The following is a 24,266-nucleotide window of genomic DNA, read 5'->3' as shown; positions in this document are numbered from 1 at the left end:
AGCTTCGCGATATAAATAGATAAAAGCCTCTTCCTGACGGAAGACAAGTTCGGCGATAAATTTAGGGTTGAGTTCAAATGACGATTGTGATTACAAAAAGTGTCAAGTAAAATCAGGATCGGCAGGGAGATACCTCACTTCACCTCCCTATGGTGAGGTAAATTCGATATGACTCTATAAAATAAGGTAGTAAGTATAAAAAAGTGTCAACTATTTTCAGGCATGGTCAGGTTTTGTCTCTAATATCTAGTTTCTCGCTTCTAACCTCTCGTTTCTCGTCTCTACAAAAAGTTAAAATAAACAAAAACAAAATATATAAGAATGAATCAACAGTCTCAAAAAGTTGCCATCGTTACAGGAGGTGGTTCTGGGCTTGGCCTTGCTACCAGCCAGAAATTTGTAAATGAAGGAATCAAAACAATCATTATCGGACGGGATCCAAAAAAGTTGGAAAATGCCAAAAAGGAATTGGGAGAATTGGCATTCCCCATTTCCTTTGATCTAAGTAATCTGGCGAAAATCCCAGAATTGATCGATGGAATCAAAAAGGAATTCGGTAAAATCGACATTTTGGTAAACAATGCTGGAATCAATATGAAGAAAAACTTCTTGGAAGTAAGCGATGAAGATTTCTTCCATGTAATCAATACCAATGTGTTCTCAGTATTTGCCATCAGCAGGGAAGTAAGCAAGGTAATGGTAGAGCAGGGAAATGGATCTATAATCATGATCTCTTCCATGGCTGCCAAATATGGCATCCCAAAAGTCATAGCCTACACAGCTGCCAAGACTGCCATAGAAGGCATGACCAAAGCGATGGCTGTAGAACTCTCTCCACTTGGAATTCGGGTTAACTGTGTTGCTCCTGGATTTATATTTACAGCCATGTCTTCCAAAGCATTGGATGCTGATCCCGAAAGGAAAAACAAAGTATTGGGAAGGACTCCAATGGGCAAACTCGGCATACCTGCAGATGTTGCTGAAGCTGTATATTACTTTGCCACCAGCTCATCTGATTATGTGACTGGAACAAGCTTGGCCGTGGACGGAGGAAACTCTATTGGATTTTAGAATCAACTTAAACCTAACTCTATAAACCTAATGAATTCCAATTGTAGAATATTATTGCTCTCAGGAATGATAGCTATATTGAATATAACAGGGTCGAATGCCCAATCCCTGAAAAAAAGCTACTCTCCATACTTTGACATTGGCGCTGCTCTTGGGGTGAGGGAAGCAAATGGTACCGAAGAACGTGCCTTTGCCATTTTGGAGAAGCATTTCAATAGCCTAACACCTGAGAACCTCATGAAATGGGGCTCTATCCACCCCCAACCAGACCAATACAATTTTGAGCCAATGGATAGATTGGTGGAATTGGCAGAGAAGATTGACGCCAGAGTTGTGGGACACACACTCGTATGGCATAACCAAACCCCAGATTGGGTATATAAAGATGAAAGTGGAGCCAGTCTATCAAAAGAGGCTTTGATGGAAAGGATGGAAAACCACATCGAAACCGTAGTGGGAAGATACAAAGGACGGGTATATGGTTACGATGTAGTAAATGAGGCGTTTTTTGATGATGGTCAGTATAGAACATCAAAGTGGTTTGGGACTGCCGGCAAAGACTTTATCAAGAGAGCATTTATCAAAACAAATGAAGTAGATCCTGACACAGAATTGTACTACAATGATTACAATATGTGGAAACCGGAAAAAACGGATGCCGCCATTCAACTAGCCAAAGAACTAAGGGAAGAAGGCATCCGGATAGACGGTATAGGAATGCAGGGACACTATGGTTTGGATTCACCAAGCCTTGAGATCATAGAAACGGCTATAGAAAAAATCGCAAGAGCAGGTTTCAAAGTGATGTTCACAGAGGTTGACATCGATGTCTTGCCAAATCCCGTCAACAGACATGGCGCTGATATAGATGCGACTTTTCCGGCGGATGAAAGTTACAACATTTACAAAGAGGGCTTGCCTGAGGATATTCAGGAGAAGCTCGCAAATAGATATAGAGAGTTGTTTGGACTATTCAAAAGACATGAAGATAAAATCACGAGGGTGACATTCTGGGGTATCCATGATGGAGGAAGCTGGCTAAACAACTGGCCCATGCCGGGAAGGACAGCCTATCCCCTGGTGATCGATAGAAACTTTCAGGAAAAAAAAGATATCATAGAAGCATTGGTTCAAGTAGCGGAAAATTAAACCCTTGAGTCAAAAAATGCTATCTTGGAAGAAGACAGCCAAGTAAAATTTTTAATTTTACAGATCATAAACCCTATCTAATTGACCAATTTTGGTCGTAGATTGCCAAATGATTGGCTCGTCTTCACCCTTATCTTTAGAATATACCCTATTCCAAAATGGTGTGATTCACTTCAACTTAAATTGGGGAGTTTAGATTGAAAGCTTATGAATAAAATTCTATCCAAAAAATTGTATCGGATTATACGTCAATTGGGATTCGTGAAGATATTTCAATTTGGCATTTCATTGGTATTATTGTCTTTCATCCTACCCAAATCTTTTGCCGATTCCAAAAGCGTTACGGTTATAGAACTGAACGAAAACATCTCCAAGTTTAAAGTAGATACTTCATTTGATTTTTTCTTGGACACTGCTTCCAAATACACGATCGAAGACATCTCCAGTGAAGGGTTCAGGGATCGTTTTCAGAAAACCACCAACTCCCATGTATTGTATGATTACCTGGATTCCCCACTTTGGATGCGGTTCACCATCCATAACAAGCAGACGGTGCATGACCATTCGTGGTATCTGGAATCTTGGGGTTTTGATATCAAAAATGTCACATTCCATTTCCCCAACCCAGATGGCTCCTATGCAACTTCCTCCGCTGGTTTTGAAAAACCCTTTGGTGATCGGAGTGTCAAACATAAAAACTTCAATTATTACCTTGACCTGAGACCTTCCGAAACAAAAACATATTACCTGGAAGTCAAGAGAAATTATAACCACCAATTCAACTTTCAGTTGAGGACAAACGAGGAATTCTTAAAGCATTCACTAAACGAATACTTTCTTCTGGGAATCTATTACGGTGTCCTAACAATTATTTTGACTTTCAATTTTTATCTTTTTTTCAGATTGAAAGACACATTATACCTCTATTTCCCATGTCTGATTATAGCATGTATCTGGTTTTCCCTGGGTAGGGACGGCTTGGGTTTCCAGTATCTCTGGCCTAACACCCCCTGGATCAACAAGCTCAACAATGAAAAGATCATTGAACTGATCATCATTTTGGCGACTTTATTGTTTTCAGACAGATTTGTCCAAAAATATACCAAGAGCAAAAGAGTCTTGACTTTTACCTATTTGGCTATTTCACTTAAAATATTGTTGTTCATCAGCCAATCCGTTTTTTATAAATTCAATTACATCACTTATATCATCATCACGATTATAATCCTATCAATTCCTTTTTCAATTGGCTTGTATGCTTTGATAAAGGCAAAAATCTACTCCTGGTCATATATCTTTGCCTATATGTGTTTGTTTTTGGTGATCATGTATTCCTATTCCAAAACCATACAGCTTTTCGACAATTCAGTACTCAACTGGTATTTTGTTTACCCGGTGATTTTCTTGGAAATGGTTTTGTTTTCGTTTTCGATCTTCAACCAACTCAAATTCCTCCAAAACCAATTTATGGAGGCCAACAAAGAAAAGACTTTGGCTTTGGAAAGAAACAACCAACTGACCAATGAGCTCAACTCCAAGCTTAAGGAAAAAGTAAGGGCAAGGACTGAAAAAATCGAGAGAATGGCTTCAGACCTAGCCAAAAAGAATGTGGAATTGCAGACTACCAACGTGAAGCTGCAAGAACTCAACTCTCAGGTAACACAAATCAACAACTACCTTTCCCAAAACAATGAAACACTCAAGACCAATGTAAATGAAGCTACCAAAGACTTAGCTCTCATGAAGGGGCTTGATTTTGAGGATTTCAAGAATATTTTCCCTGATAAGGATTCCTGTCTGAAATTTCTATCCGAATTGAAATGGAGGAACAAATACCATTGCAAAAAATGCAATTATAACAAGTCCATAGATGCCCCCAACTATGGCAAAAGATGCAAAAACTGTAACTATACTGAATCTGCAACGGTAGACACCCTATTTCACAACATCAAGTTTCCAATGGAAAAGGCCTTCTACATCCTATACTTATCCAATCGAAAAGATGTCAACCTTTCCCTGAATGAGCTTTCAGAAATCCTGGAATTGAGAAGGGAGACTTGCTGGGCCTTCAAGAACAAAATCCTCCAAGCCATGGAAAAAGTAGACCACAACAAAGACCTCAGTGGCTGGGAGACCTTGGCTTTGGTCAACCTGGAATAGAAAACAGAAAGAAAATGATTGGGCTTCACTTTGTTTTCTGGGAGATATAAACTTTGTTTTTGTCAATCCTAAAGTCGATTTCTGATGACGCAGCTATGCCTTCCAATACATTTTCAAGTGTTTCATGAAAATACTGCCCTGTATATTCCCATTTTTTACCAAGGTTTGAAGTAAGAACAATCTCTACTCCATACCATTTTTCAAGTTTGGTTTTCACACTTTTGAAGTCATCTTTTTTGAATACCAAATACCTGTCTTTCCAACCTAAAGTTTCCAGCGGATCAAACTCAGACTTGGTATATTTCCCATTGTGATTGTATGTAACCATTTCATTTGGAGAAAGCATGACTTCTTCCCCTTCCTTCTTCTTGGCCTGTACTTTTCCGGTAACAAGGGCAATCGCTACATCTCCATCATTTTTGACATTAAAAGAAGTACCCAAGACTTTTATCTCAACATCGTCACACATTACAACGAATGGCTTGTCATCGTTTTTTTGTACTTCAAAGTATGCCTCCCCTTCCAAATGTACTATGCGAACCGAGTCATTGAACCGATCGGGGAAAGTAAGTTTACTCTCTGAATTTAAGAATACAGTTGTGCCGTCATTCAATCTGATCTGTGACTTCTGGCCGGCAGGATTCATCTTGACTACCTGTCTGCTATCCTGAATTTCTTCAACAGTTGGAGAAGTACCAAAATTGATAATCTGGAAACCATAATAACCACAAAAAACAATCAAGAGTACTGCAGCTACATTTCTAAAGAAGAATGGTAAGTTGATTTTATCAAACAGGCCAGTCCTTTGGTCTTCTTTGTCATGCTTCAAAATCGATTCGAAAATTTCAATATGTTCTTCATCTGAAATCCGGATAGGATCACCATAATTCATGGAGCTGATGATATAGTAAGCTTCCATGACCACTTTCTTTTTGGAAGGATTGTTTTCTATCCACCTTTTCCAAAAATGCTCAGCCTCGTTGTCAGAAGACTTTACCCAACTGATAAAGTATTCATCCATCAAGAAATCTTCCAATTCGTATCCTTTGTATTTTTTCATAATCCAATTATCACATAAGCCATTAACAGTTTCCCAATTGCACCAAGCTAGACATGAAAGAAATCCTTCAAGCTAGAGACCGCCCTATAAATTAGCTTTCTGGCAGATTTCACGTGTTCTAGACCCATTACATCTGCGATTTCTTTGTAAGACAAATTTTCATGGTATTTGAGTAATACAGCCTCCTTTTGTCTAGTAGAAAGCAAATTCAAAGCTGTTTCCAATTTCTCTTTCCTTTCATTTGTGATTTCAAAATTGATCATCTTGGTTTCTGCCGACAGCTCTATGGGGAAATGGCTATCTTGGCTGAAGGCAATGACCTCCGGTCTTCTTTTTCTTTTCTCATACTCATCCAAAACCAGCCTATACATTATCTTCATCAGGTAAGCTTTGATGTTTTGTACATTTGGCAATTTGTTTCGTTTCCCCCTTATTTTTATAAACATCGTTTGGATCACCTCCCTGGCAATGTCTCTATCCTTTGTCTTTTGGTAAGCATAGTTATACAGGGCAGGCATATACTCTCGATAGATAAAATTGAAAGCATCCTCATTCCCTAACTTAAAAGCACCCCAAACATCAAAATCAGATTTTTCATTGTAGTAGTTTAGGGTTTTGACACGATCAAGACGGTGTACCCCACCATCTTGATCCTGCTTTAAATTGTCATTTTGGGTATTGCTCATGCATGATTCGGTTTATCATATGTAGCTCAATATATAGACGGGAGACTTGGCCAAAACACCCCCATCTATATATTGAAATATTTAGTACTCGGTCAAATCAATCAAACCAACGTGGATCCCCTACTCTTCCCAAGCCCCCAAAACCAGAGTCTGGTTGGATTCTGAAATCCCCATTTTCCGCATCGACAAACAAATCACTAGTTGTCCCCTGGAAAGTAGTAATCTCGGAAAAAGGATACCTGTTGATTTCCATATCAGTTGTAATATAGCTCCCTGCAAAAGAAACGTTCAGAGCAGTTTGGGTCATATCAAAACTCAATGCATTGACTGTAGCTCCACTGTTAGTCCCTGCAATAATAAGGTTTTCTGTACGGACAGCCAGGGGAAGATTATTGTTGTCAAAACGGAACATCTGTGACCAGGCCCTTGACCGATTGACAAATGTACAGTTGCCTAAAAAGATATCCCTTACACTGGCCCTCACATCCATCAGTTGGGTACCCATTTCGGTCAAAGTACTGTTCGTAAATGACATTGAATCCAATTTCACATTGTTTCCACCAATATTGATCACACCCCATCCACCCGTATTCTTGATTTGGCAATTATCAAAATTAAGTTTTTTGATCTGTATATCATTGTTGCCAAGCCTGATCAAACTTGTACATTCACTGATATTACTGTTTTTGAACAAAATCTGTCCGATTTCTACACCATTGTGTGAGATAAAGAAAAAATGCCGTCCTGAATTACTTTGGATATCAAGGTTTTCGAAAATTATGTTTTCATAAAGCATATCAGATATTCTGAATTCCTGAATATACACATGGGGTTTGCTGTCATCCGGCATGGGTTCTCCGGTGAAGCTGATTCGGTTGATTCCATCAGGAAGGCTCAAGTTACCCAGATCATATAGCTCCTGGCCACTGAAAACTACCGTAATCACACTATTCCCATCCATCACTGCTTCTTCCAACAGCGCAATCAAATTATCCTGGGGAGTTACAGGCATGATAATTCCGTCAGAAAAGCCTGATGTCCTGACATTCATCCTACCCCTCATGACAGACTCATTGAAAATACCAAAATGATAAGTAGTTCCCGGAGTTAGACCTTCGACCAATGCAGTACCTTCTGCAATCTCTTGGGGTGTTAAAGTCTTCTCTAAGACCTCTTCACCAGTCAAGGGAATAGTCACCATCAAGGTGCTGACCATATCAGTAGGTGTCCATGAAATCTGTATCCTATTGGAATAGCTAACTGCCCCTGTAAACAACTGCTCTTCAGAAGTCTCAAAATACAATTGGGTATAATCAGACTTCAGCCCGCTTCTTTCATTGACTGCATACATTCTCAAGGAATATCCAGTAGGGCCATTCAGTCCTTCGAACAACGATCTGTACTCAATTCTTGTCTGGTTTGTCGAAGCTGCAAAAGGAGTAAGGGTATCTGCAAGTACCTCAACCGTTTTTACGATTTCGCTAAACTCAAGCTCGTCTTCACTAAACTCAAAGATGTACTTTTCTGCCTCCAGCACTTTGGTATATCTTATCTCTACCGAAGTGGAATTGATATTTACTGTTTCGAATACCAAAGGCCTGAACAACCCATCATAGGTTGGATCCACTTCCCATTGGTTTATATCTTCACACGAAGAAAACAATGTGATACATACTGCTATAAATAAAATTATCCTATTAGTCATGTGATTGGTGTCTTTTTGATATTTTTAGTTTAATAGCCAAATGAATTCTGTAGAAACCCTTTGGATTCATATATATCTTCATAGAAAATGGCAAATGGGTGTCTGTAATAGCACACACCATTACCCATGTTGAACTGGTTTAACCTAGCTTGAATCTCTGAGCCATGTTGCATTTCCCCCAAAAATGAACTGTAATCATATGAGGGGTTTAAGCCTGTGGCTGCCAACAATGTCCTTACCGGCCATTCTATATAGTTCACATTATTTCCAGTTTCGGGCTTCGCCGCCGCAAGTGGAAACCAATTTGCCGAAAGGTATTCACCTCCCGGATCAGCAGGAAGGTCTCCATAAAAATTGATGGAGTTGAGATCAATATATTCACTGTCCAAGTATTTGTAGAATACCCGCTGCGGAAAGTCCGAGGGATTGTAAATCTTATCGAAAATTTTAACTGGCTTTTGGTTATCAAACATCAGGCAAAGTGTTTTTTTCATGTCTTCAACCTTTTCATCCAAAAGCCCCCATCTTACCAAGTCTTGTTTCCTGATAGATTCACAGCCAAATTCCCATGCTCTCTCATTGACTATTGCTTTGAAGAAATCTGGATCGTAACTGCTTACTTTGCCAGAACCGACCCCAAATGCCCTTTCCCGCACTTTTTCCAGTGCCTGCATTCCAGACATTCCTGCCACTGGATGGGCAGCATTTGCATTGCCCAGACCTTGGGTAGCTTCAGCAAACATCAGGTATACATCTGAATACCTCATCAATATCCAATTTACTCCGGTTGAAACCCTTGAATTGGCCGTCCTATGCAGGCTCAAGTAGGCATCACTCATCCAATAAATCCTCCACTTGGCAAATTTCACATCCAAGGGATTGGTATTGATAGCCTCCTTATTTTCACCTGTATATCCTACCCAAGACAAGGTGACATCCCTTCTTTCGTCTTCGGGATCGAAGGAATAAAAATAATAAGCAGTAGAAGTCACATAACTCCCTCCAAAACCCCTGGTTCCATATTTGGTATTGGCGGCAACACTATACCCCATCAATGAACCAATGTCTCCATTGTTTCCAAGACCAAAAGCCACTTCAAAAAGGTTCTCGTTATATGGATTCCGCTGCTGGCGACAAACTGTCCTCCAGATGTTTTCATATTCGGGATCAAGGGCATGTGGATTATCAGCACTTCCTATGATCTCTGCGGTATGTTTGGCTGCGATTTCGTAATAATCCCTCCAGTCTTTGACCCTTCCGACAAAATAGCCATTTTGCTCCGGGATCGTAGGATGTCTCTCTACATCCAAACCAGGAAAAGTATTGCCATCCCTCAATGACCAACCACCTGCAAACAATGCCACTTTTGCCAAAAGTGCTTTTGCATAGCCTTTGGTAATCCTCTCACTGGTAGCATACTCCGCGTGGGCATTCATCCATGGCAAATATTCTGCTGCCTCAGCCAAATCCAAAACCAATTGGGCATAAATTTCATCCCGATTGGTCTTTTCCATATAGACATTAGTCAAGTCAGATCTGGAAGTCTCACTCTTAAACGGAACATCCCCCCAATAGCGGACCAATTCAAAATAAGCCATCGCCCGCATCGTCAATGCCTCCCCCAAGTAGCCCTTCATGATTGCTCCCGAGGATTCCAATATTGGGGAGTTTCTAATCCCATCGATTGTAGAATTTGCCAACTCTACCAATTCAAAAATCCTATACCACCTTGTGGTGTTGTTGAAGCTGTCATCATAGAAATTCCCCGCACCAAAATCGCTCGTTGAGGAGTTGTATTCCGTCACACTGAAAGTCCCATTGCTTTCGATATCCGACACTCCTTGCCAATTGACTGATAGTTTTTGCCCGTAAATGTTGGCATCTGTCAATTTGGAATAGACACCCATCAGGGCTGCTTTGGTGATGGAAGTAGTCTGGAAGACAGTCTCCGAACTGATAGAAGAAGGTGATGACGTATCCAAAAAATCATCGCATGATGTAAACGTAAATGCCAAAACCAATATATAATTTATAAACTTTTTCATATTTCCCTGATTTAGAATGTGATGTTTATTCCCCCCAAGACTGTTCTTGCTTTGGGATAAGCCGAATAATCTACCCCCGGGGTCAATGGTGATCTTCTTGTGTCCACTTCGGGGTCTTGTCCCGAATAGTTTGTCCAAAGGGCCAAATTATACCCAGCAACATATACCCTTAGGTTTTTGACAAACACTTTTTGGGAAATATGGGAAGGCAGCGTATATCCTACAGTCAAATTCCCCAAGCGAAGAAATGAACCATCCTCTATAGCCCAGTCTGTCAATAAAGAGCGGTTGCTGATAGGATGCCATATAGAGGCATTTTGGTTTATTTCCTGCAACCTGGCCGGATCTGCAAAATTCCCAAACATGACATTATTTCCAGTCACTGGATCAATCGTACTAAACCTATTCTCCAGACTCATGATACTGCTCATATTGTTATACCTCCTAGAATTCGCATAGGTGGTATAGTCAATCTTATTGGCATTGTACACATCATTCCCATAAGACCAGTTGAACAGAATGTTGAAATCAAAACCCCTGAAACCGCCATTAAACCCAAAGCCACCAGTGTGCTTAGGCTGTGTGTTGCCGATCACTGTCCTGTCATGGTCAGGTGAAATCCTATCTCCCTCTCCACCAAGCTTCTTGACTTTTATATGTCCCGGACCGAAGTGATTGCCCGAGGTCGTGATGATCGATGAGATATCAGCAACCCCTTCATTGACGATCCATCTATTGGTAGATCCATCGAAAGTAAAATCATCAAATGAATACATACCATCACTGACATAGCCATAAATCTGTCCCAATGGCTCACCGACTACCGCCCGAAAATCATCCGATCCCAAACCAAGGCCCCATCCAGATGAAGCAATCAGATAATCAGAACCATCCAACTGCTCAATCCTGTTTCTGTTGAAGGAAATATTGAAATTCCCCGATAAATGGAAATTGTTATTACTGATCAAACTGGTAGAAGTGGAGATTTCCAATCCCCTATTTGAAGTACTTCCCACATTCTGAAATTGTGTGGCATAACCGGAGTTGGAAGGTAACCTAACAGCTAAAATCAAATCTTTTGTCGTGTTTTTATAGACATCAAGCACTACGGTAGTTCTGTTGTTGAACAATCCAAAATCCAACCCGATGTTTTGTGATACCGTAGATTCCCATGTCAGGTTTTCGTTTCTCAACACAGTCGAAGGCTGTAAGGAACTCTGTGGCTCACCATTGATATAGATCAACCTGTTGGCCGCATTGACAAAAGAATATTCCTGCCTCCAATAGGATCCAACACGCGCATTCCCCACTTCACCGTAGCTGAGTCTCATCTTGGCACTGCTGAGCCAACTCCCTACATTCTTCATAAACCCTTCTTCGGATAGCTTCCATGCAAATGCTGCAGCCGGGAAGAATCCCCAGCGATTATTGGGTGCAAACACGTTTTTGCCATCAACCCTTGCTGTGACAGTAAGGATATATTTATCTGCCAGCATATAATTGGCCCTCGAAAAAAACGAAGAGGTACGGGTTGGTTCATTGATCCTGGTATATGTAGGGGAAGGAACCCCATAATTCCACATAGCCAAAACATCATTTGCATCAAAATCTTTCGGAAAGAATTTGGATTCCACCAGTGTAGATCTGTTTTGGAAATTGAATACTTCTTGGCCGACCAATAATTTCAGGTCATGGTTTTTATCCTCGGACTTCCAATCATAGGACAGGGTGTTTTGGACCGACCACCTGCTGCCTTTTATATCTTCCCGTCTTGCTACTGGCTGCCCACCGTTTGCACTGGCTTGGCCTGTATTGCTTAACCAGATATTGTCATTGAGGTTATTTTCAAAACCATAAGTCCCTTTTGAACTAAATTCAAGGTTTTTAGCTATCTCCCAATTCAAACCAACATTGTAAAAGTGGTTGAACCTATCCTGTACTTTATGCTCGTTGGTGATATTGTAGATAGGATCATTTAGTGAACTCAAAGCCTCAGCCGAACTGATATCCTCTATTCCTGCCAATGAACCTTCGGGTATAAAAGTGAGACTCCTTGTCGGAGCAAACTTCACCCCGTCACGAAGCATTCTTCCGTTTGATACGCTGGGTCCTGTGATGACCATATTGGTCATCCTGGAGAAAAAATCAATGCTGATCTTGTCACTGATCTGTTTGTTGAGTTTTAAACTGATGTTGTCACGCTTGTAGGCAGAATTCAGCATGATAAATTTTTCATCATCCCGGGTATAATTTATCAAATAACGGACTGATTCCCCTCCACCGGAGACCGAAACATTGTAGTTTTGGTGTACCCCAGTATTTCCGAATAGATCATTTTGCCAATCTATGCCTTCCCTGGACCGGTAGATATCAACATCTTCCCAAAGGCCATACATGCCATAAAAACTTGTATTTATGGAAGCACCAGCATCCAGTTCTTTTTGGAGATAAACAAATTCATAGGGAGATAACACATCTGTGAGACCATATACTCTTTTCATACTTGTGTAAGTATTGAAAGAGACTTCCGGTTTCCCAGGCTTGCCACTCTTGGTCGTGATCAAGACCACACCATTGGCTCCTTGGGAACCATATATCGCTGTGGAAGCGGCATCTTTCAATACATCGATGGATTTGATATCTTGAGGGGGTATGTCATTGATACTGTTGACCACAAAGCCATCGACAACATACAGAGGGGAATTGTCTTGGGTAATGGAGCCTCCACCCCGAACCCTGATCTTGATATCTGCATCCGGTGAACCTTCCGTAACGGTAATATGGACACCTGCCATTCTACCCTGAATGGCTTGTAGTGGAGAGGTGACAGGGAGATCTTTCAGCTCTTCCATATTGATCGAAGATACAGATCCTGTAAGGTCTTCCCTTCTTACCGTACCATATCCGATTACCACGACTTCGTCCAATGCAGATTTGTCCTCCTCCAATCTGATCCTAAAATCTGTTTGATTGACGATGGTGACTTCTTGGGCAAGAAATCCTACATAGCTAAAAATCAACACCTCCCCTTCATCTGCCAAAATATTAAAACTTCCATCTACATCCGTGACAGTACCCCTGGTAGTCCCTTTTATACGAACTGTCACCCCGGGTAATGTTACACCATCTTCATCAAAAACCACCCCGGTGATCTCAGCCATGGCATCACTTTCGTCGAGTTCTTTGACCGCTTGGCCTTCAGAATCATTTATGGCGACATGGATATTGTTATTGATCCGTAAAAATTTCAAGTTGGACTGCTCTGTTATTTTCATGAGTACTTCTTCCATACTGGTATTCGGAAGGTCAAGCGTTACTTTGTTTTTCTCAATCCTTTGAAAAGTTTCGTTATAACTGAATTTTAAACTTGATTGAGACTCAAGAGATTTAAAAACTTTGGTCAATTCCCACTTTTGGGCTACGATTGACACTTTTATGTCCTTCAGGCTCTCTTTTTGGAAAGTGTTGGGATATGCCAAAGTTTCCGTCGACCAACTGCCTGCCATCATGACTATGATCATGATAAACTTGGTACAAAGACGAATTCTTTTGGGTATAATTTGCTTCATAATTTAGGTTGGTTGGGTTGATGTTAATTTGAAAAGCATAGAATCCAAAGCCTGAACTTTAAGCCCCTATACTGAAGCGCATAATTTTTACCTACTAAGAAGTGTTTTCCTTTTCCATATTTACAGTTAGTTTTGGTTGTCAATTTCACTGGGGAAATTTTGGATAAATCCGACATGAACAAAGCCATGTCTATGAAAATTATTCTGCCCTATTATCATTTTCAATATAATGACGGTATAGATACATGAAATGACCCCAAAATATTTTGTTTTTTTCACAAACTGAAAAACAACAATATATTCCCACCCGAAAACGACAACTTTATACCGAGTTTTTCAATTCCCATGACATCAAAAAACCCCCAGCTTGCAAACTGGGGGTTAGGAAATTCACCATAGAAAAATCCATGTTCTTATTTTACTGTGAAGCCGTAGGATTTTCCTTTTACTGTTTGGATTTCGTACAAACTGGTTTCAGGAATTTTGGCAGATTGCAATGAAGCCTTTATAGAAGCCAAAGGTTTTTTGATCTCTGCAATTTTGTAAAAAGGGTTAGGGTTATCCCCACTTGCCTGTTGCAACTCCACATTTTTAGTATGAAGTTCATTGGGCGATCTCAACCGGAGGATTCCTCCCAATCTAGAAATTATCCTTAGACCTGTAACTTTTCCGTTTTCCCAGCTCATGGATTCAATTTCAAACCCACCTCTCAACCTAAGGCCTTTTACGCTCCCTCTACCCCATGCTTCAGGGATTGCAGGAAGCAAATGTACAGCTCCATCGTGGCTCTGGACAAGCATTTCTGCTATTCCCGATGTACAGCCAAAATTACCGTCGATCTGGAAAGGTGGATGTGCGTCCAATAGATTCGGATATGTCCCCCCAGACTCTCCCTCTTCAGTGATAGCCGGACGCAATTGCTCATGGATAAGCTGGAGGGCTTTTTCACCATCCAACAGTCGAGCCCAAAGATTTACTTTCCAACCCATAGACCATCCCGTCGATTTATCTCCCCTGGCAAGCAGAGAAGTCTTCGCGGCAGCAAATAGCTCAGGGTGTTGAAAAGGTGAAATCTGATTGCTTGGATACAATCCATACAAATGTGAGACATGGCGGTGCCTGTCCGAAGGCCTATCCCAATCGTGCATCCATTCCTGAAGCTGTCCCCATTCCCCAACCTGCATCGGTGGCAATTGCTGGAGTTTCACTTTGGCTTCCTTGGCAAGATCACCGTCTCTTCCCAATACATCGGAAGCTTGGATAAAATTTGAAAGCACATCAAATGTCAATTGATTGTCCATGGTGGTTCCGGCAGCGATGGAAACTCCACTTTGGTGGGAGTTTTCAGGTGACATACTTGGCACCACTACCATCCACTCATTTTCAGGCTCCTGTTGCAATACGTCTATTAAAAATAGTGCTGCCCCTTTGAGTACCGGATAATATTTCTCAAGAAAATCCCTGTCTCCACTATACTGGTAATGCTGCCAAAGATGTTGGCTCAACCAACTTCCACCCATAGGCCACAGTCCATAAAATGCCCCATCAACCGGCCCGGAGATTCTCCAAATATCTGTATTGTGGTGTATGTTCCAACCTCGCACACCATACATCTGTTTGGCACTTTCCTGACCAGATACTGACAAGTCTTCCAACATAGAAAATAGTGGCTCATGCATCTCTGATAGGTTTGTAACCTCTGCAGGCCAATAATTCATCTCGGTATTGATATTCACAGTGTATTTACTGTCCCAAGGTGGCGAAACCTTATCATTCCAAATCCCCTGAAGGTTTGCAGGCTGTCCTCCCGGCTGTGAACTGGAAATCAACAAATATCTTCCAAACTGAAAATACAAAGAGACCAATGCAGGATCTTCTGCCTGTGCGAATTCTTTCAGTCTCAAATCCGTAGGTTTCCCAACCGCATCGGTAGTTCCCAAATCCAAGGATACACGGTCGAAAAACGATCTATATTTCTGTACGTGTTGCTCCAATGCCATTTGATATGGGATTTTCAAAGCAGCTTCCAATTTGGTTTTTGCTGCTTGATAGGGATCCGCGGCAATATCTTGATAATTTTTAAAATTGGTTCCTGTGGAAATCAAAACCAAGGCTTCATCTGCATTTTCAATCCCAATTGATCTGTCATCAGCAAATTTGTTCCCTCCTGTAGGAAGTATTTGGACTAATGTTTGGTATTCAACTTTCCCTTTTTTTCCTTCAAAATCCCCACTTGTACCTGATAGTATCAACCTATCCCCTTCCGTGGAAACTTGGAAAACATTTTGGGGAGAGTCTGCACCCAGATTAAAGGTCAACTTACCCTTTTCGCTTGACTTCAATTTTAGGATCACGACGTCATCAACCAAGGAGGTGAAAATCTGTCTTTCGAATGCAACGCCATTTACTTGATAGTTCACATGTCCCACAGCATTTGCTATATCCAAATCCCTGTAATAATCAGTGAACTCCTCGTGGCCTGGAAAATCAATGTACAAATTTCCAATGGTCTGATAAGGCATCCCATAATTCCTTCCTGGTTTGATTTGTCGTGGAATCTCTAAGTTAGCCAGTTCCTGAGCCTCTTTGTATTTCCCTTCAAAAACCAATCCCCTCACTTCTCCTAGGATACTTCTAAATTCCGGCACAATATTGTTCCCCGGCTCTCCACCCCATACAGTCTCTTCGTTGAGCTGCAGGATTTCACGTCCAGGCGTCCCAAACACCATCACCCCCAATCGGCCATTACCCAAAGGAAGTGCTTCGTTCCAATTGTTGGCTGGCTGATCATACCATAACTTGAGTTCATCTTGGCTATTTAGGGATAATGATCTGTTCGATGAATCACAACTACTCCAGACCAAAAAGAGGAAGGCCAATAACAAGGTATAATTTTTCATTTTTGAGTTTATTTTAATTCGTATCCTCTAAGGGAAATTGCTTTTAGCCAGAATCTTCGAGAGTTTAATCATCTTGACCCATACCTCCACATGCCAACCTACTTAAAATTAGATAACCCTCGAAAATTCCTCGCTATGAAAGTGTTAAAAGCGATTTACCTGCGTATTCGCCATTTATTTCAGATCTCACTTTTTACTTACAAGAGTATTTATTTTATCTACCACTTTGTAGGGATTCCAATTATCTTCAATTGGAATTTCCGCATAATTCTTCTTAAAAATCTCCAGTGGCTCAAATTTATCCGCTTCACCTTTGTTGGTCAGAATTTTACACCAACTTACCCTGCCATCGGTTTCTGATCCTTCACCGTTATTTTGGTATTCTACAAACCGAGCCGTTTCTTCATTCTCCACTTTTCCCCAATTATTCCAGCCGGCAGGTTTGATAAAGCCACCCATCGTGCAACCTAAATAAGCCACTGCGGCATAAGGCCTCCATGGCCTTCCCAAATCTGTGCGTACACCCGGTTCTGCAGTGAGTTTACAATTGTGAAAAACAAATCCATAGTCTACATAATATTCTGTGGAAGCAGCCGTAATGGAAGTCCCTCCGTAAGAATGGATATTACAATCTTCAAATACAGCAGTTGCTGGACCCAATATAAAATCCACAGTCCCTTCTATATAGCTCTCTTTCACATAGATCCTGCTCCGTCCTCCAAAAAATGTATCCTGTCTCCCCAAGAAACGGCAATTAAGAAATATAGCCTTGTCAGCACCAATATAGATAGCCAAGGCAGGGCCAAAATCCCTTCCTGCGTTGTTTTCAAAAGTAATATTGACCGCTGCAAAACCCAACCCATCGACCTTGGTACTAAATGAACCACTTGTCCCGTAATTACTCCCTGTATCTGGGTTGATCTTTTCAGCAGCCTTATCATAGGTCAATATGACCCCATCTAAACTTTCACCTACTAAGACCAAATAATTTTTGTTCTTGGGGACAATTATTTCCTCTTTATAGATTCCATTCTTGATGAATATATAAGTATGCTCCTCCAATCCATCCCTAACAGCATCAATGGCATCTTGGACCTTTGAATAATCCGCATTACCAGTTGGGTCAACTGTATATTTGAAGGTGATTTCATTTTCTTTCCCTTCATCTATAGGCTTCGGTGGCAGTTTATTTTCATTGGTACAGGACACACTCAACCAAGCCAACAATAATCCTGCGGATAATGCAATCAATTTACCTGATTTCTTACTTTGCATATCAGTTTTGATTATCGACAATACCTTGGACCAGGCTATTGATATAAACTTCAATGTTGTCATAGAATCTATTCAAGTCTTTACCATTTGGGTCATATTTGTGGGGGTCTAGCCCATTGGCCAGCTCCCAGTCATCTGGCATTCCATCTCCATCACTGTCCAAGAGTGTAGGCGAATACTCCAATTCCGGCCATCCTCCAACATCCTCCTGACTGTCGATTATACCATTGGTACTGCCCCTGGATCCATGTGCAGAGAAGGTTCCGTTTTTGGCTTCATTGACCACCCTTTCATCGACAGCATCCCGGCTTAATGAAGCTCCAGCATACTCCAATACCTTTTCATAAGCTTCTTGGGCACTGTGAGTAGTGGTATTGTCTTCGATATCATGGGCTTCGTTGACACGCATTGCCAGCTTGTCTTCTTCCGACACCACCCCATAGCTACCGTGGAATTGATTGTACACACCATAAGTCCAGTTATCTTGGGAAGTCTGGGAACTACCTTCCACTACATTGCCGTTGATATAGAATTTTCCCCAGATATCGTAAATGTCTGTACCTTCATTTCTGTTTTTATCAATGGACATGATCCTGTTTCTTTTGCTTCCAGAAGGGCTGGCAGGTCCTGGTTTGTAGTAGCAGTTGACAATATTGACATTCATCGCTTCCCCACCATAGGCACTGTTGTTTCCCCAGTTATAGATTACATTGTTCCGCAAGTCTGTAAGACTCTCCAAGGCAAATGCAGATCCCGACCCTTCCCCAAGCCTAGGATTTCTGCTATCATGGTGCGCTATCAGATTATGATGAAAAGTGGCGAATTTCCCACCCCAGTTCCCCGCATAGCCGTGGGCACCTTTTTCATGTACAGAGTTTCTCAGACTTTCGGAAATGATACACCACTGCATGGTAAATGTCTCATTGGCATAAAATGTGGCTGTCTCATCTGTAGACCAACTCATGGAACAGTGGTCTATCATAATGTTTTTGACATACCTACCTTCTATGGCATCCGCTTCTTGTGCTCCCGTATCTCCCATCCTGAACCTCAAAAACCTGATGATGATATTATCTGAACTGAGCAACATTGAATAGTTTTTGAGTGTAATCCCCCCACCTGGAGCAGTCTGCCCTGCTATGGTGATGTCTCCATTGCGGATATGGAGATTTTTAGTCAATTCAATATTCCCAGACACGGCAAATACCACGTAGCGTTTGCCTGAACTCTCCACAGCATGACGCAAAGTCCCTTCTGTACCATCATCCGAAAGTTTGGTCACTTTGTATACTTTACCTCCCCTTCCACCGGTGATTTCCCTTGCAAAGCCTTCTGCTCCCGGAAATGCGTCGAATGGACCATCGTATGGTTCTTCTTCCTCATCTTTGATGTCTGGGTCAGCAACAGACTGATCGCAGCCATAGATTGTAAAGGCAAAAGAACAAACAAGGCTAAACATGATTAGTTGCCATTTGGATCGGTTGTAGGTTTTCATGGTCGTTTATTTTGGGTTTGGTTATTTCGATTATATTAGAATTAAAGTTTTAATAAAACAGCTTCTAAAAGTTAGACGTTTGCAAATCACCATATGACCCCAATTAGATGGAAGTATTTAAGACAGAATGGAGGTATCCTGCACCAACTCATTCACCCAGAACATTTCAAATAAGGCAGAAAAACCAAAAGATGATCATGCAAAGAGTTTTAGCTTTTTGATGGATGATTCGGGCGTCTGGACACTTGCTCCTGCTTATACCCTTACATCTTCAATTCGTCTAAAGGTGACTAAAGTGCATCCGAGACTTAGTGTTCTTTGTGAAAAACTTTGTGATCTCCTATGTTATGATTTTTACCACAATGATCACAAGGTAAAACACCAAGTTCACAAAGAAAAAAACACTAAAATCTTAGTCTAAAGATGAGGGATTTCCCCCCAGAGCGAGGCATTAAAACACAGGACACAACAGGATGATTTCCTATGTTTTATATTTGAAATTGATTTAAGATTTTTATTGATAACCATAAGCATTAAGTTTTCTTACTTCCCAACCATGCCAAAAACAAGCAAGCTCTCCCCCAAAAAAACCTTAAGGTCTATTTCCCTGTATTTTGCATTTTTACTTCTTCTCTCTTGCGAGAACCATTCAGAAGACACCATTATATTCGTCGATTTGGGTCAGGAGATTACCCTGAATTATTCAGATCTTTTCGAGGACTTGAGAATTATTGAACTGGACAATGACTCGGAAGTATTGGTAGCTGAGGTGAATGATGTGCTGATTACTGATGAAAGAATCATCATCTTAGACAAAAAGCTTTCGGAAGCAATTCATTTTTATAACAACACTGGGAGACTGATCAATTCGATTAAAGCTGAAAAAGGATTCCAACCCAATTTTATTTATCTACACACTTAAGGATGACCTAAAGCTTGATTTGGATTAGAAAAAAAATAGAAACCTATTTAATAAAACAATTAATGAAAACAGAAATAATAGCAGGCTTGACATTAACTTTATTAATAAGTTCATGTAACGTATCTGACAGAAAGGTCCCTGAACTGGATAAAGACATCAAACGAATTCAAATCGATGCTTCTGCTATCAAGGATACCGTAGACGTTTCGGATTTAATCAGCAAGATCAGCATAGTTCGGTTGGAAGAAGATGGCAATTATATGACCGAAGCTTGGAAGGTACTGTTAAGTGGGAATCATTATATTGTTTTTGACAGATATTCCTGTAAATGCATCAAGGTATTTGATAAGGGTGGGCAGTTGGTCAAAAATATTTTCGCCACTGGTGACGGTCCAAAAGAAGTCCTTAACATCAATGATTGTTGGATCAATGAAGATGGTTTGCTTGAGCTCTATGACTTCAGATTAAGGAAGATATTACAATTGGACAGTGACTATAATCCCATAAAGGCTATCAAATGCGAAAATCATCTTTTCTTTAACTCTATTTACAAATTCGATGGATTGTATATCGGATATGATGGCTATAGTGATTTGAACCCTCAATTCAACAACAATTCTTATAAGGTAGCTAGGTTAGATGAAAATTTTATTCTAAAAGAGACTACATTCCATTTTGATAAGGAATTCAGGGGAACACTAATTTCCTCTCCCATAAATCCATTTTTGAAAATCAACAATGAAGAAGTCAGGTTCTTTCAGGATTTTGACCCCTATGTATATAATGTATCGAAATCCGGAGATTTCGAAAAAAAATACCATCTGGATTATTTCCCCAATCCCCTTCCTGAAAATTTTGAAGAAAAAGTAATCAAAGAGCATCTCCCGGTATTCAAATCCAGTTCCTCTGATTATGATGCCCGGAAGTCAGTGTTCAAAGGATACAATGGGTTTAGAGGACCTTGGTTTGAAACCATGGATTTTGTAATCTTCACTTCATTTGATACTGAATATGAACAGTTCTCAACGCTTTATGACAAAGAAGCAGGTGAAATCATTGGAAATGGAAGATTTTTGAAAGAATCAAAAAAGTACAATTTGATACTTCCTTTTTTTCATACAGTCGATGCAGCCGAAAACCGTTATGTAAGTGTTTTGGAAGGGTATATTCTAAAGCTTTTTGTGGAAGGGGACAGTCCTTTTGATCAATATTTATCTAAAGAAGAAGATTTGGAATCATACTATTTGATAGAGGTGGTTCTTGATTCCCCAAACTAAAATAGCTCAACCAAATGAGATTATGAAACCAACTTTTCCTAATAGAAACCCTCTGATGACAATCAAATCTCTTCCTATTCTGGTGATATTCATTTTTTCGATTTCCTGCAAAGAAAATATTTCGTCAGAGGAGTTGGATTCAGATTTCATCACCATCATAATACCTGAAGACCTTTCAAACATAAATATCTCTTGGGAAAAGATTTCTGAATAATTGGGTAAGAATCGCAGACAAAACTGGGGTTTCAAGCGCTAAAAGAACACGCATGCATGTTGCATTCAAAATATTTGACAAATTTTCGCAAAAAAACTTCCGAGAGTTATTGATGCAACTCTCGGAAGAACCCTGGTTATAAAAACAATTCCTTTTTTTACTCAAAAAAATCAACATGAAACCGGAGCAATACTGCTTATTTTTCCAAAATCCCGGTATATTCCATACTCTTAATAATGATAGGACTATTTACCGAGTGAAGTTATAAACTCCCTGCGGGATTACCTTTTTAATATTTCCCGATGTATCAAAATTCAAACTATCAATTACCAATTCCCTCAACAATGGACCGGTGTTATCCCTAATTCTGTGGTACAATATATAATCCTGGCCATTCTCCGAAAACACCGTATGATGTCCAGGTCCCAATGTGGTAGAATCCTGCGTGCTTGTAAGGATTGGACTTTCTGCACCTTCAGTCCAGGGTCCGTATGGAGTATCTCCCACAGAATACCTGACTTCATAAGTTGCATTGGTACATTTCCCATTGGAATACATCAGGTAATACTTCCCGCTTCTCTTGATCATATAGGGAGCCTCGAAATAGTTAGGTGGGGTAATGTCTTTTATTTCATCCTCATTGAAAGACACCATATCGTCTTCCAACTCTACAACGAAGCAATGCCCGTTTACCCAATCCAGCCCTGAACCCCAATACAAATAGATCCGGCCATCCTCATCAATGAATGCATCCCCATCTATCATGTGATATTCAGGAAACATATCGCCCCTGACCAATGGGGTACCATCCTGTTTAGCATTTTCCCAAGGACCCAGTGGATGCTCAGCCACACCTGCCCACAGTTCGTTGTGCACGGTGACATACATATAAAATTTCCCGTCTTTACCCTTGATCACACCTGGTGCCCACACTTTATCTTTCCCTGATGTGGGACTGGTACAGTCTTCCAAATTGGGCCAATTGATATGCTTTCGCTCCCAGTTTTTAAAATCATTCGATTCCAGTACCACGAGCTCTTCCCCTCCCCATGGATCCACCGTGGCATAGATATAATATTTACCCTCATGTTTTACAAATGAAGGATCCGCACAGGATATGTCTGAGATGGGGTGGTTGACCAGCTCAGCAGTGACCTTGGATTCTCCAGAAGCTTCTGCCTCTGATGTATGTTTCTTTTCACAACTTGATATTCCTGTCAGAAGCGCACATGCGCTGATCACGGTTAGGATTTTTGATGCATTCATATTTTGTAGCATACTATTTACTTTTTGAATTTTATATTCTTTACATATTCTCCGATGATGATATCACCTTGCTCGGCATTGGTTATCTTTTCGCCATTGATTCTCACATTGTCGAATGTCACACCATTGACATTCCGGTCTTCATCAAACCCAATGATCTGGGAGGGGAGTATGTCTAAGCCATTATAAGTAATATTCTTGAAATGGATATTTTCAATTGATCTTCCTGATTTGGTATTGTATTTTGGGTCATTCAGCACACGCAAATCAAATAAACGTCCCTCCTGTATGTCTTCTATCCTGATGTTCTCATAAGTCACATTTCGAACCAGATTGTTGTCCGCTGCAATGATGGCCATGGCTCCCTTGCAACATGGATCATCTTCATCATGCTCCAATATGTCAATATTTGAGAAGATAATATTTTCAATTGTATCCCCTTCATGCTCCGTATTGCCGTGCGCCCCAATATTGGTCGGGTGCGCAACATCCGCCCATAGCGTGGAATTGGTGATCTTATAGTTTTTGGCATCGCCATAGAAATCCCAGCGATGCGCATAGATGGCAATACAGTCATCTGAATTGCGCATAAAGACACCATCAATCTCAACATCGGAGCAACTCATCAAGTCTATTCCATCCGTCCAAGGACCACAACTGAAGGAGGTGATATTCCTGATCTTTAACCCCTTCGATTCTCCTCCAAAAACAGAATAATGCTTGGGATTCACAATATGGACCCCATCAATCTCCACATTTTCCGAATGCCGAATCTCCACCCCCCGCTCCGACTGCAAAATCATGCCTCTTCCGATAATCCGCACATCTTTTACCTTATCGCAAAGCAATTTCCCTTTGATGGCAGCACTACCGTGGATATACACGGTCTGCCCACTTTTGATCTGGAATACATTCCCCGGCTTATCCGGTGCCTCATGTACACCCGGTCCAAAATATATGACATTGGGGTCATTGGGATCCGGACGGCTTTCCTCAATGGGCTGGGCAAACAGATGTAGGTTATGTAATCTGTCGCCATCCACCTCAATGGAAATATTCCTGGGCCTGTCAAGGGTGAGGTAAATCATGTTTTCATTCACCTCAGGAGTGATCCCATAAGACAATGGCCGGACTGCCACTTTCCCTACGTTTCCATTGTTTTTCCGGATCTTCAGTTCCACAGTTCCCGAAAAGTCAAAGTAGACCATAGAAGCATTGGACTCTGTGTCCATATCCACCTTTACATTATACTCATAAAGGGACTCCCATCTCCCCCCTGGATTTCTGACCTGTACGGTAAAATCATCGTTGTGCATGGAATAAAAAAGTGCCTTCGGTACCTCATAGACAACCAGGCTATCCTTTATATCCTGGGCAAATATGCCGTTGATCGAAAGCCCAATCAAAAGAACTATTGCAATACATAAAATCCTACCAATATTCATAGATATCATTATTTAAACAAAACAAAT

Annotated in this window: 16 protein-coding genes; 6 read left to right on the top strand and 10 right to left on the bottom strand. The window is 40.8% G+C overall.

The features are described from left to right. Positions 1 to 321 precede the first annotated feature (321 nt). The 3 genes from ACFSKL_RS08295 (at position 322) to ACFSKL_RS08285 (ending at position 4,380) form a co-directional block, all read left to right on the top strand. A complete protein-coding gene (locus ACFSKL_RS08295; protein WP_376885247.1) occupies positions 322 to 1,071 on the top strand; it encodes an SDR family NAD(P)-dependent oxidoreductase in 750 nt (249 codons plus the stop codon). A 30-nt stretch (positions 1,072 to 1,101) separates the two neighbouring features. Beyond that, positions 1,102 to 2,220: an endo-1,4-beta-xylanase gene (locus ACFSKL_RS08290; protein WP_376885245.1), complete on the top strand. Its 1,119-nt coding sequence runs from the start codon at positions 1,102 to 1,104 to the stop codon at positions 2,218 to 2,220. A gap of 207 nt (positions 2,221 to 2,427) precedes the next feature. Beyond that, positions 2,428 to 4,380: a 7TM-DISM domain-containing protein gene (locus ACFSKL_RS08285; RefSeq protein ID WP_376885243.1), complete on the top strand. Its 1,953-nt coding sequence runs from the start codon at positions 2,428 to 2,430 to the stop codon at positions 4,378 to 4,380. A 25-nt stretch (positions 4,381 to 4,405) separates the two neighbouring features. On the opposite strand, the gene ACFSKL_RS08280 is transcribed toward ACFSKL_RS08285, so the two are convergent. From ACFSKL_RS08280 to ACFSKL_RS08245, 8 genes are all read right to left on the bottom strand, one after another. Further along, a complete protein-coding gene (locus ACFSKL_RS08280; protein WP_376885240.1) occupies positions 4,406 to 5,440 on the bottom strand; it encodes a FecR family protein in 1,035 nt (344 codons plus the stop codon). 47 nt (positions 5,441 to 5,487) lie between these two features. Continuing rightward, a complete protein-coding gene (locus ACFSKL_RS08275; protein WP_376885237.1) occupies positions 5,488 to 6,126 on the bottom strand; it encodes an RNA polymerase sigma factor in 639 nt (212 codons plus the stop codon). Between the two features lie 97 nt (positions 6,127 to 6,223). Further along, the gene (locus ACFSKL_RS08270) at positions 6,224 to 7,831 is read right to left on the bottom strand and encodes a DUF5123 domain-containing protein (protein WP_376885234.1); all 1,608 of its coding nucleotides are present in this window, start codon (positions 7,829 to 7,831) and stop codon (positions 6,224 to 6,226) included. Positions 7,832 to 7,860: 29 nt separating this feature from the next. After that, entirely contained in the window at positions 7,861 to 9,876 is a 2,016-nt protein-coding gene (locus tag ACFSKL_RS08265) for a RagB/SusD family nutrient uptake outer membrane protein (RefSeq protein WP_376885231.1), read from the bottom strand. 11 nt (positions 9,877 to 9,887) lie between these two features. Then, positions 9,888 to 13,445, bottom strand: coding sequence for a SusC/RagA family TonB-linked outer membrane protein (locus ACFSKL_RS08260; protein ID WP_376885229.1), 3,558 nt, complete (start codon positions 13,443 to 13,445; stop codon positions 9,888 to 9,890). A 413-nt stretch (positions 13,446 to 13,858) separates the two neighbouring features. Further along, positions 13,859 to 16,345, bottom strand: coding sequence for a glycoside hydrolase family 95 protein (locus tag ACFSKL_RS08255; RefSeq protein ID WP_376885227.1), 2,487 nt, complete (start codon positions 16,343 to 16,345; stop codon positions 13,859 to 13,861). Positions 16,346 to 16,531: 186 nt separating this feature from the next. Beyond that, the gene (locus ACFSKL_RS08250) at positions 16,532 to 17,620 is read right to left on the bottom strand and encodes a pectinesterase family protein (protein WP_376885226.1); all 1,089 of its coding nucleotides are present in this window, start codon (positions 17,618 to 17,620) and stop codon (positions 16,532 to 16,534) included. A gap of 1 nt (position 17,621) precedes the next feature. Continuing rightward, positions 17,622 to 19,115 carry a pectate lyase gene (locus ACFSKL_RS08245; RefSeq protein ID WP_376885224.1) on the bottom strand — a complete coding sequence of 498 codons (1,494 nt, stop codon included), beginning with the start codon at positions 19,113 to 19,115 and terminating at the stop codon, positions 17,622 to 17,624. 556 nt (positions 19,116 to 19,671) lie between these two features. Here ACFSKL_RS08245 and ACFSKL_RS08240 point away from each other — a divergent pair. The 3 genes from ACFSKL_RS08240 to ACFSKL_RS08230 all read left to right on the top strand — a co-directional run bounded on the left by ACFSKL_RS08240 (position 19,672) and on the right by ACFSKL_RS08230 (position 21,528). Then, the gene (locus tag ACFSKL_RS08240) at positions 19,672 to 20,037 is read left to right on the top strand and encodes a 6-bladed beta-propeller (RefSeq protein WP_376885222.1); all 366 of its coding nucleotides are present in this window, start codon (positions 19,672 to 19,674) and stop codon (positions 20,035 to 20,037) included. A gap of 62 nt (positions 20,038 to 20,099) precedes the next feature. Continuing rightward, entirely contained in the window at positions 20,100 to 21,314 is a 1,215-nt protein-coding gene (locus ACFSKL_RS08235; RefSeq protein ID WP_376885220.1) for a 6-bladed beta-propeller, read from the top strand. A gap of 22 nt (positions 21,315 to 21,336) precedes the next feature. Then, on the top strand, positions 21,337 to 21,528 hold the full coding sequence (locus ACFSKL_RS08230; protein ID WP_376885219.1) for a hypothetical protein: 192 nt from the start codon (positions 21,337 to 21,339) through the stop codon (positions 21,526 to 21,528). Between the two features lie 249 nt (positions 21,529 to 21,777). On the opposite strand, the gene ACFSKL_RS08225 is transcribed toward ACFSKL_RS08230, so the two are convergent. Beyond that, a complete protein-coding gene (locus ACFSKL_RS08225) occupies positions 21,778 to 22,806 on the bottom strand; it encodes a family 43 glycosylhydrolase (protein WP_376885217.1) in 1,029 nt (342 codons plus the stop codon). 5 nt (positions 22,807 to 22,811) lie between these two features. Further along, positions 22,812 to 24,239, bottom strand: a complete 1,428-nt coding sequence (locus tag ACFSKL_RS08220; RefSeq protein WP_376885215.1) for a glycosyl hydrolase family 28 protein — start codon at positions 24,237 to 24,239, stop codon at positions 22,812 to 22,814. Positions 24,240 to 24,266: the final 27 nt, after the last annotated feature.

Origin of the sequence: Belliella marina (assembly GCF_042682445.1) — a bacterium.
Classification (GTDB): domain Bacteria; phylum Bacteroidota; class Bacteroidia; order Cytophagales; family Cyclobacteriaceae; genus Belliella; species Belliella marina.
The sequence above is the reverse complement of the archived record's forward strand: the minus strand, read 5'-3'. Positions and strand labels throughout refer to the sequence as shown.

Coding starts and splice junctions, on each gene's coding strand:
- ACFSKL_RS08270 (WP_376885234.1), bottom strand. CDS start 7,831: ATGACTAATAGGATAATTTTATTTATAGCAGTATGTATCACATTGTTT.
- ACFSKL_RS08275 (WP_376885237.1), bottom strand. CDS start 6,126: ATGAGCAATACCCAAAATGACAATTTAAAGCAGGATCAAGATGGTGGG.
- ACFSKL_RS08285 (WP_376885243.1), top strand. CDS start 2,428: ATGAATAAAATTCTATCCAAAAAATTGTATCGGATTATACGTCAATTG.
- ACFSKL_RS08255 (WP_376885227.1), bottom strand. CDS start 16,345: ATGAAAAATTATACCTTGTTATTGGCCTTCCTCTTTTTGGTCTGGAGT.
- ACFSKL_RS08225 (WP_376885217.1), bottom strand. CDS start 22,806: ATGCTACAAAATATGAATGCATCAAAAATCCTAACCGTGATCAGCGCA.
- ACFSKL_RS08265 (WP_376885231.1), bottom strand. CDS start 9,876: ATGAAAAAGTTTATAAATTATATATTGGTTTTGGCATTTACGTTTACA.
- ACFSKL_RS08230 (WP_376885219.1), top strand. CDS start 21,337: ATGAAACCAACTTTTCCTAATAGAAACCCTCTGATGACAATCAAATCT.
- ACFSKL_RS08295 (WP_376885247.1), top strand. CDS start 322: ATGAATCAACAGTCTCAAAAAGTTGCCATCGTTACAGGAGGTGGTTCT.
- ACFSKL_RS08290 (WP_376885245.1), top strand. CDS start 1,102: ATGAATTCCAATTGTAGAATATTATTGCTCTCAGGAATGATAGCTATA.
- ACFSKL_RS08280 (WP_376885240.1), bottom strand. CDS start 5,440: ATGAAAAAATACAAAGGATACGAATTGGAAGATTTCTTGATGGATGAA.
- ACFSKL_RS08245 (WP_376885224.1), bottom strand. CDS start 19,115: ATGAAAACCTACAACCGATCCAAATGGCAACTAATCATGTTTAGCCTT.
- ACFSKL_RS08240 (WP_376885222.1), top strand. CDS start 19,672: ATGCCAAAAACAAGCAAGCTCTCCCCCAAAAAAACCTTAAGGTCTATT.
- ACFSKL_RS08250 (WP_376885226.1), bottom strand. CDS start 17,620: ATGCAAAGTAAGAAATCAGGTAAATTGATTGCATTATCCGCAGGATTA.
- ACFSKL_RS08220 (WP_376885215.1), bottom strand. CDS start 24,239: ATGAATATTGGTAGGATTTTATGTATTGCAATAGTTCTTTTGATTGGG.
- ACFSKL_RS08260 (WP_376885229.1), bottom strand. CDS start 13,445: ATGAAGCAAATTATACCCAAAAGAATTCGTCTTTGTACCAAGTTTATC.
- ACFSKL_RS08235 (WP_376885220.1), top strand. CDS start 20,100: ATGAAAACAGAAATAATAGCAGGCTTGACATTAACTTTATTAATAAGT.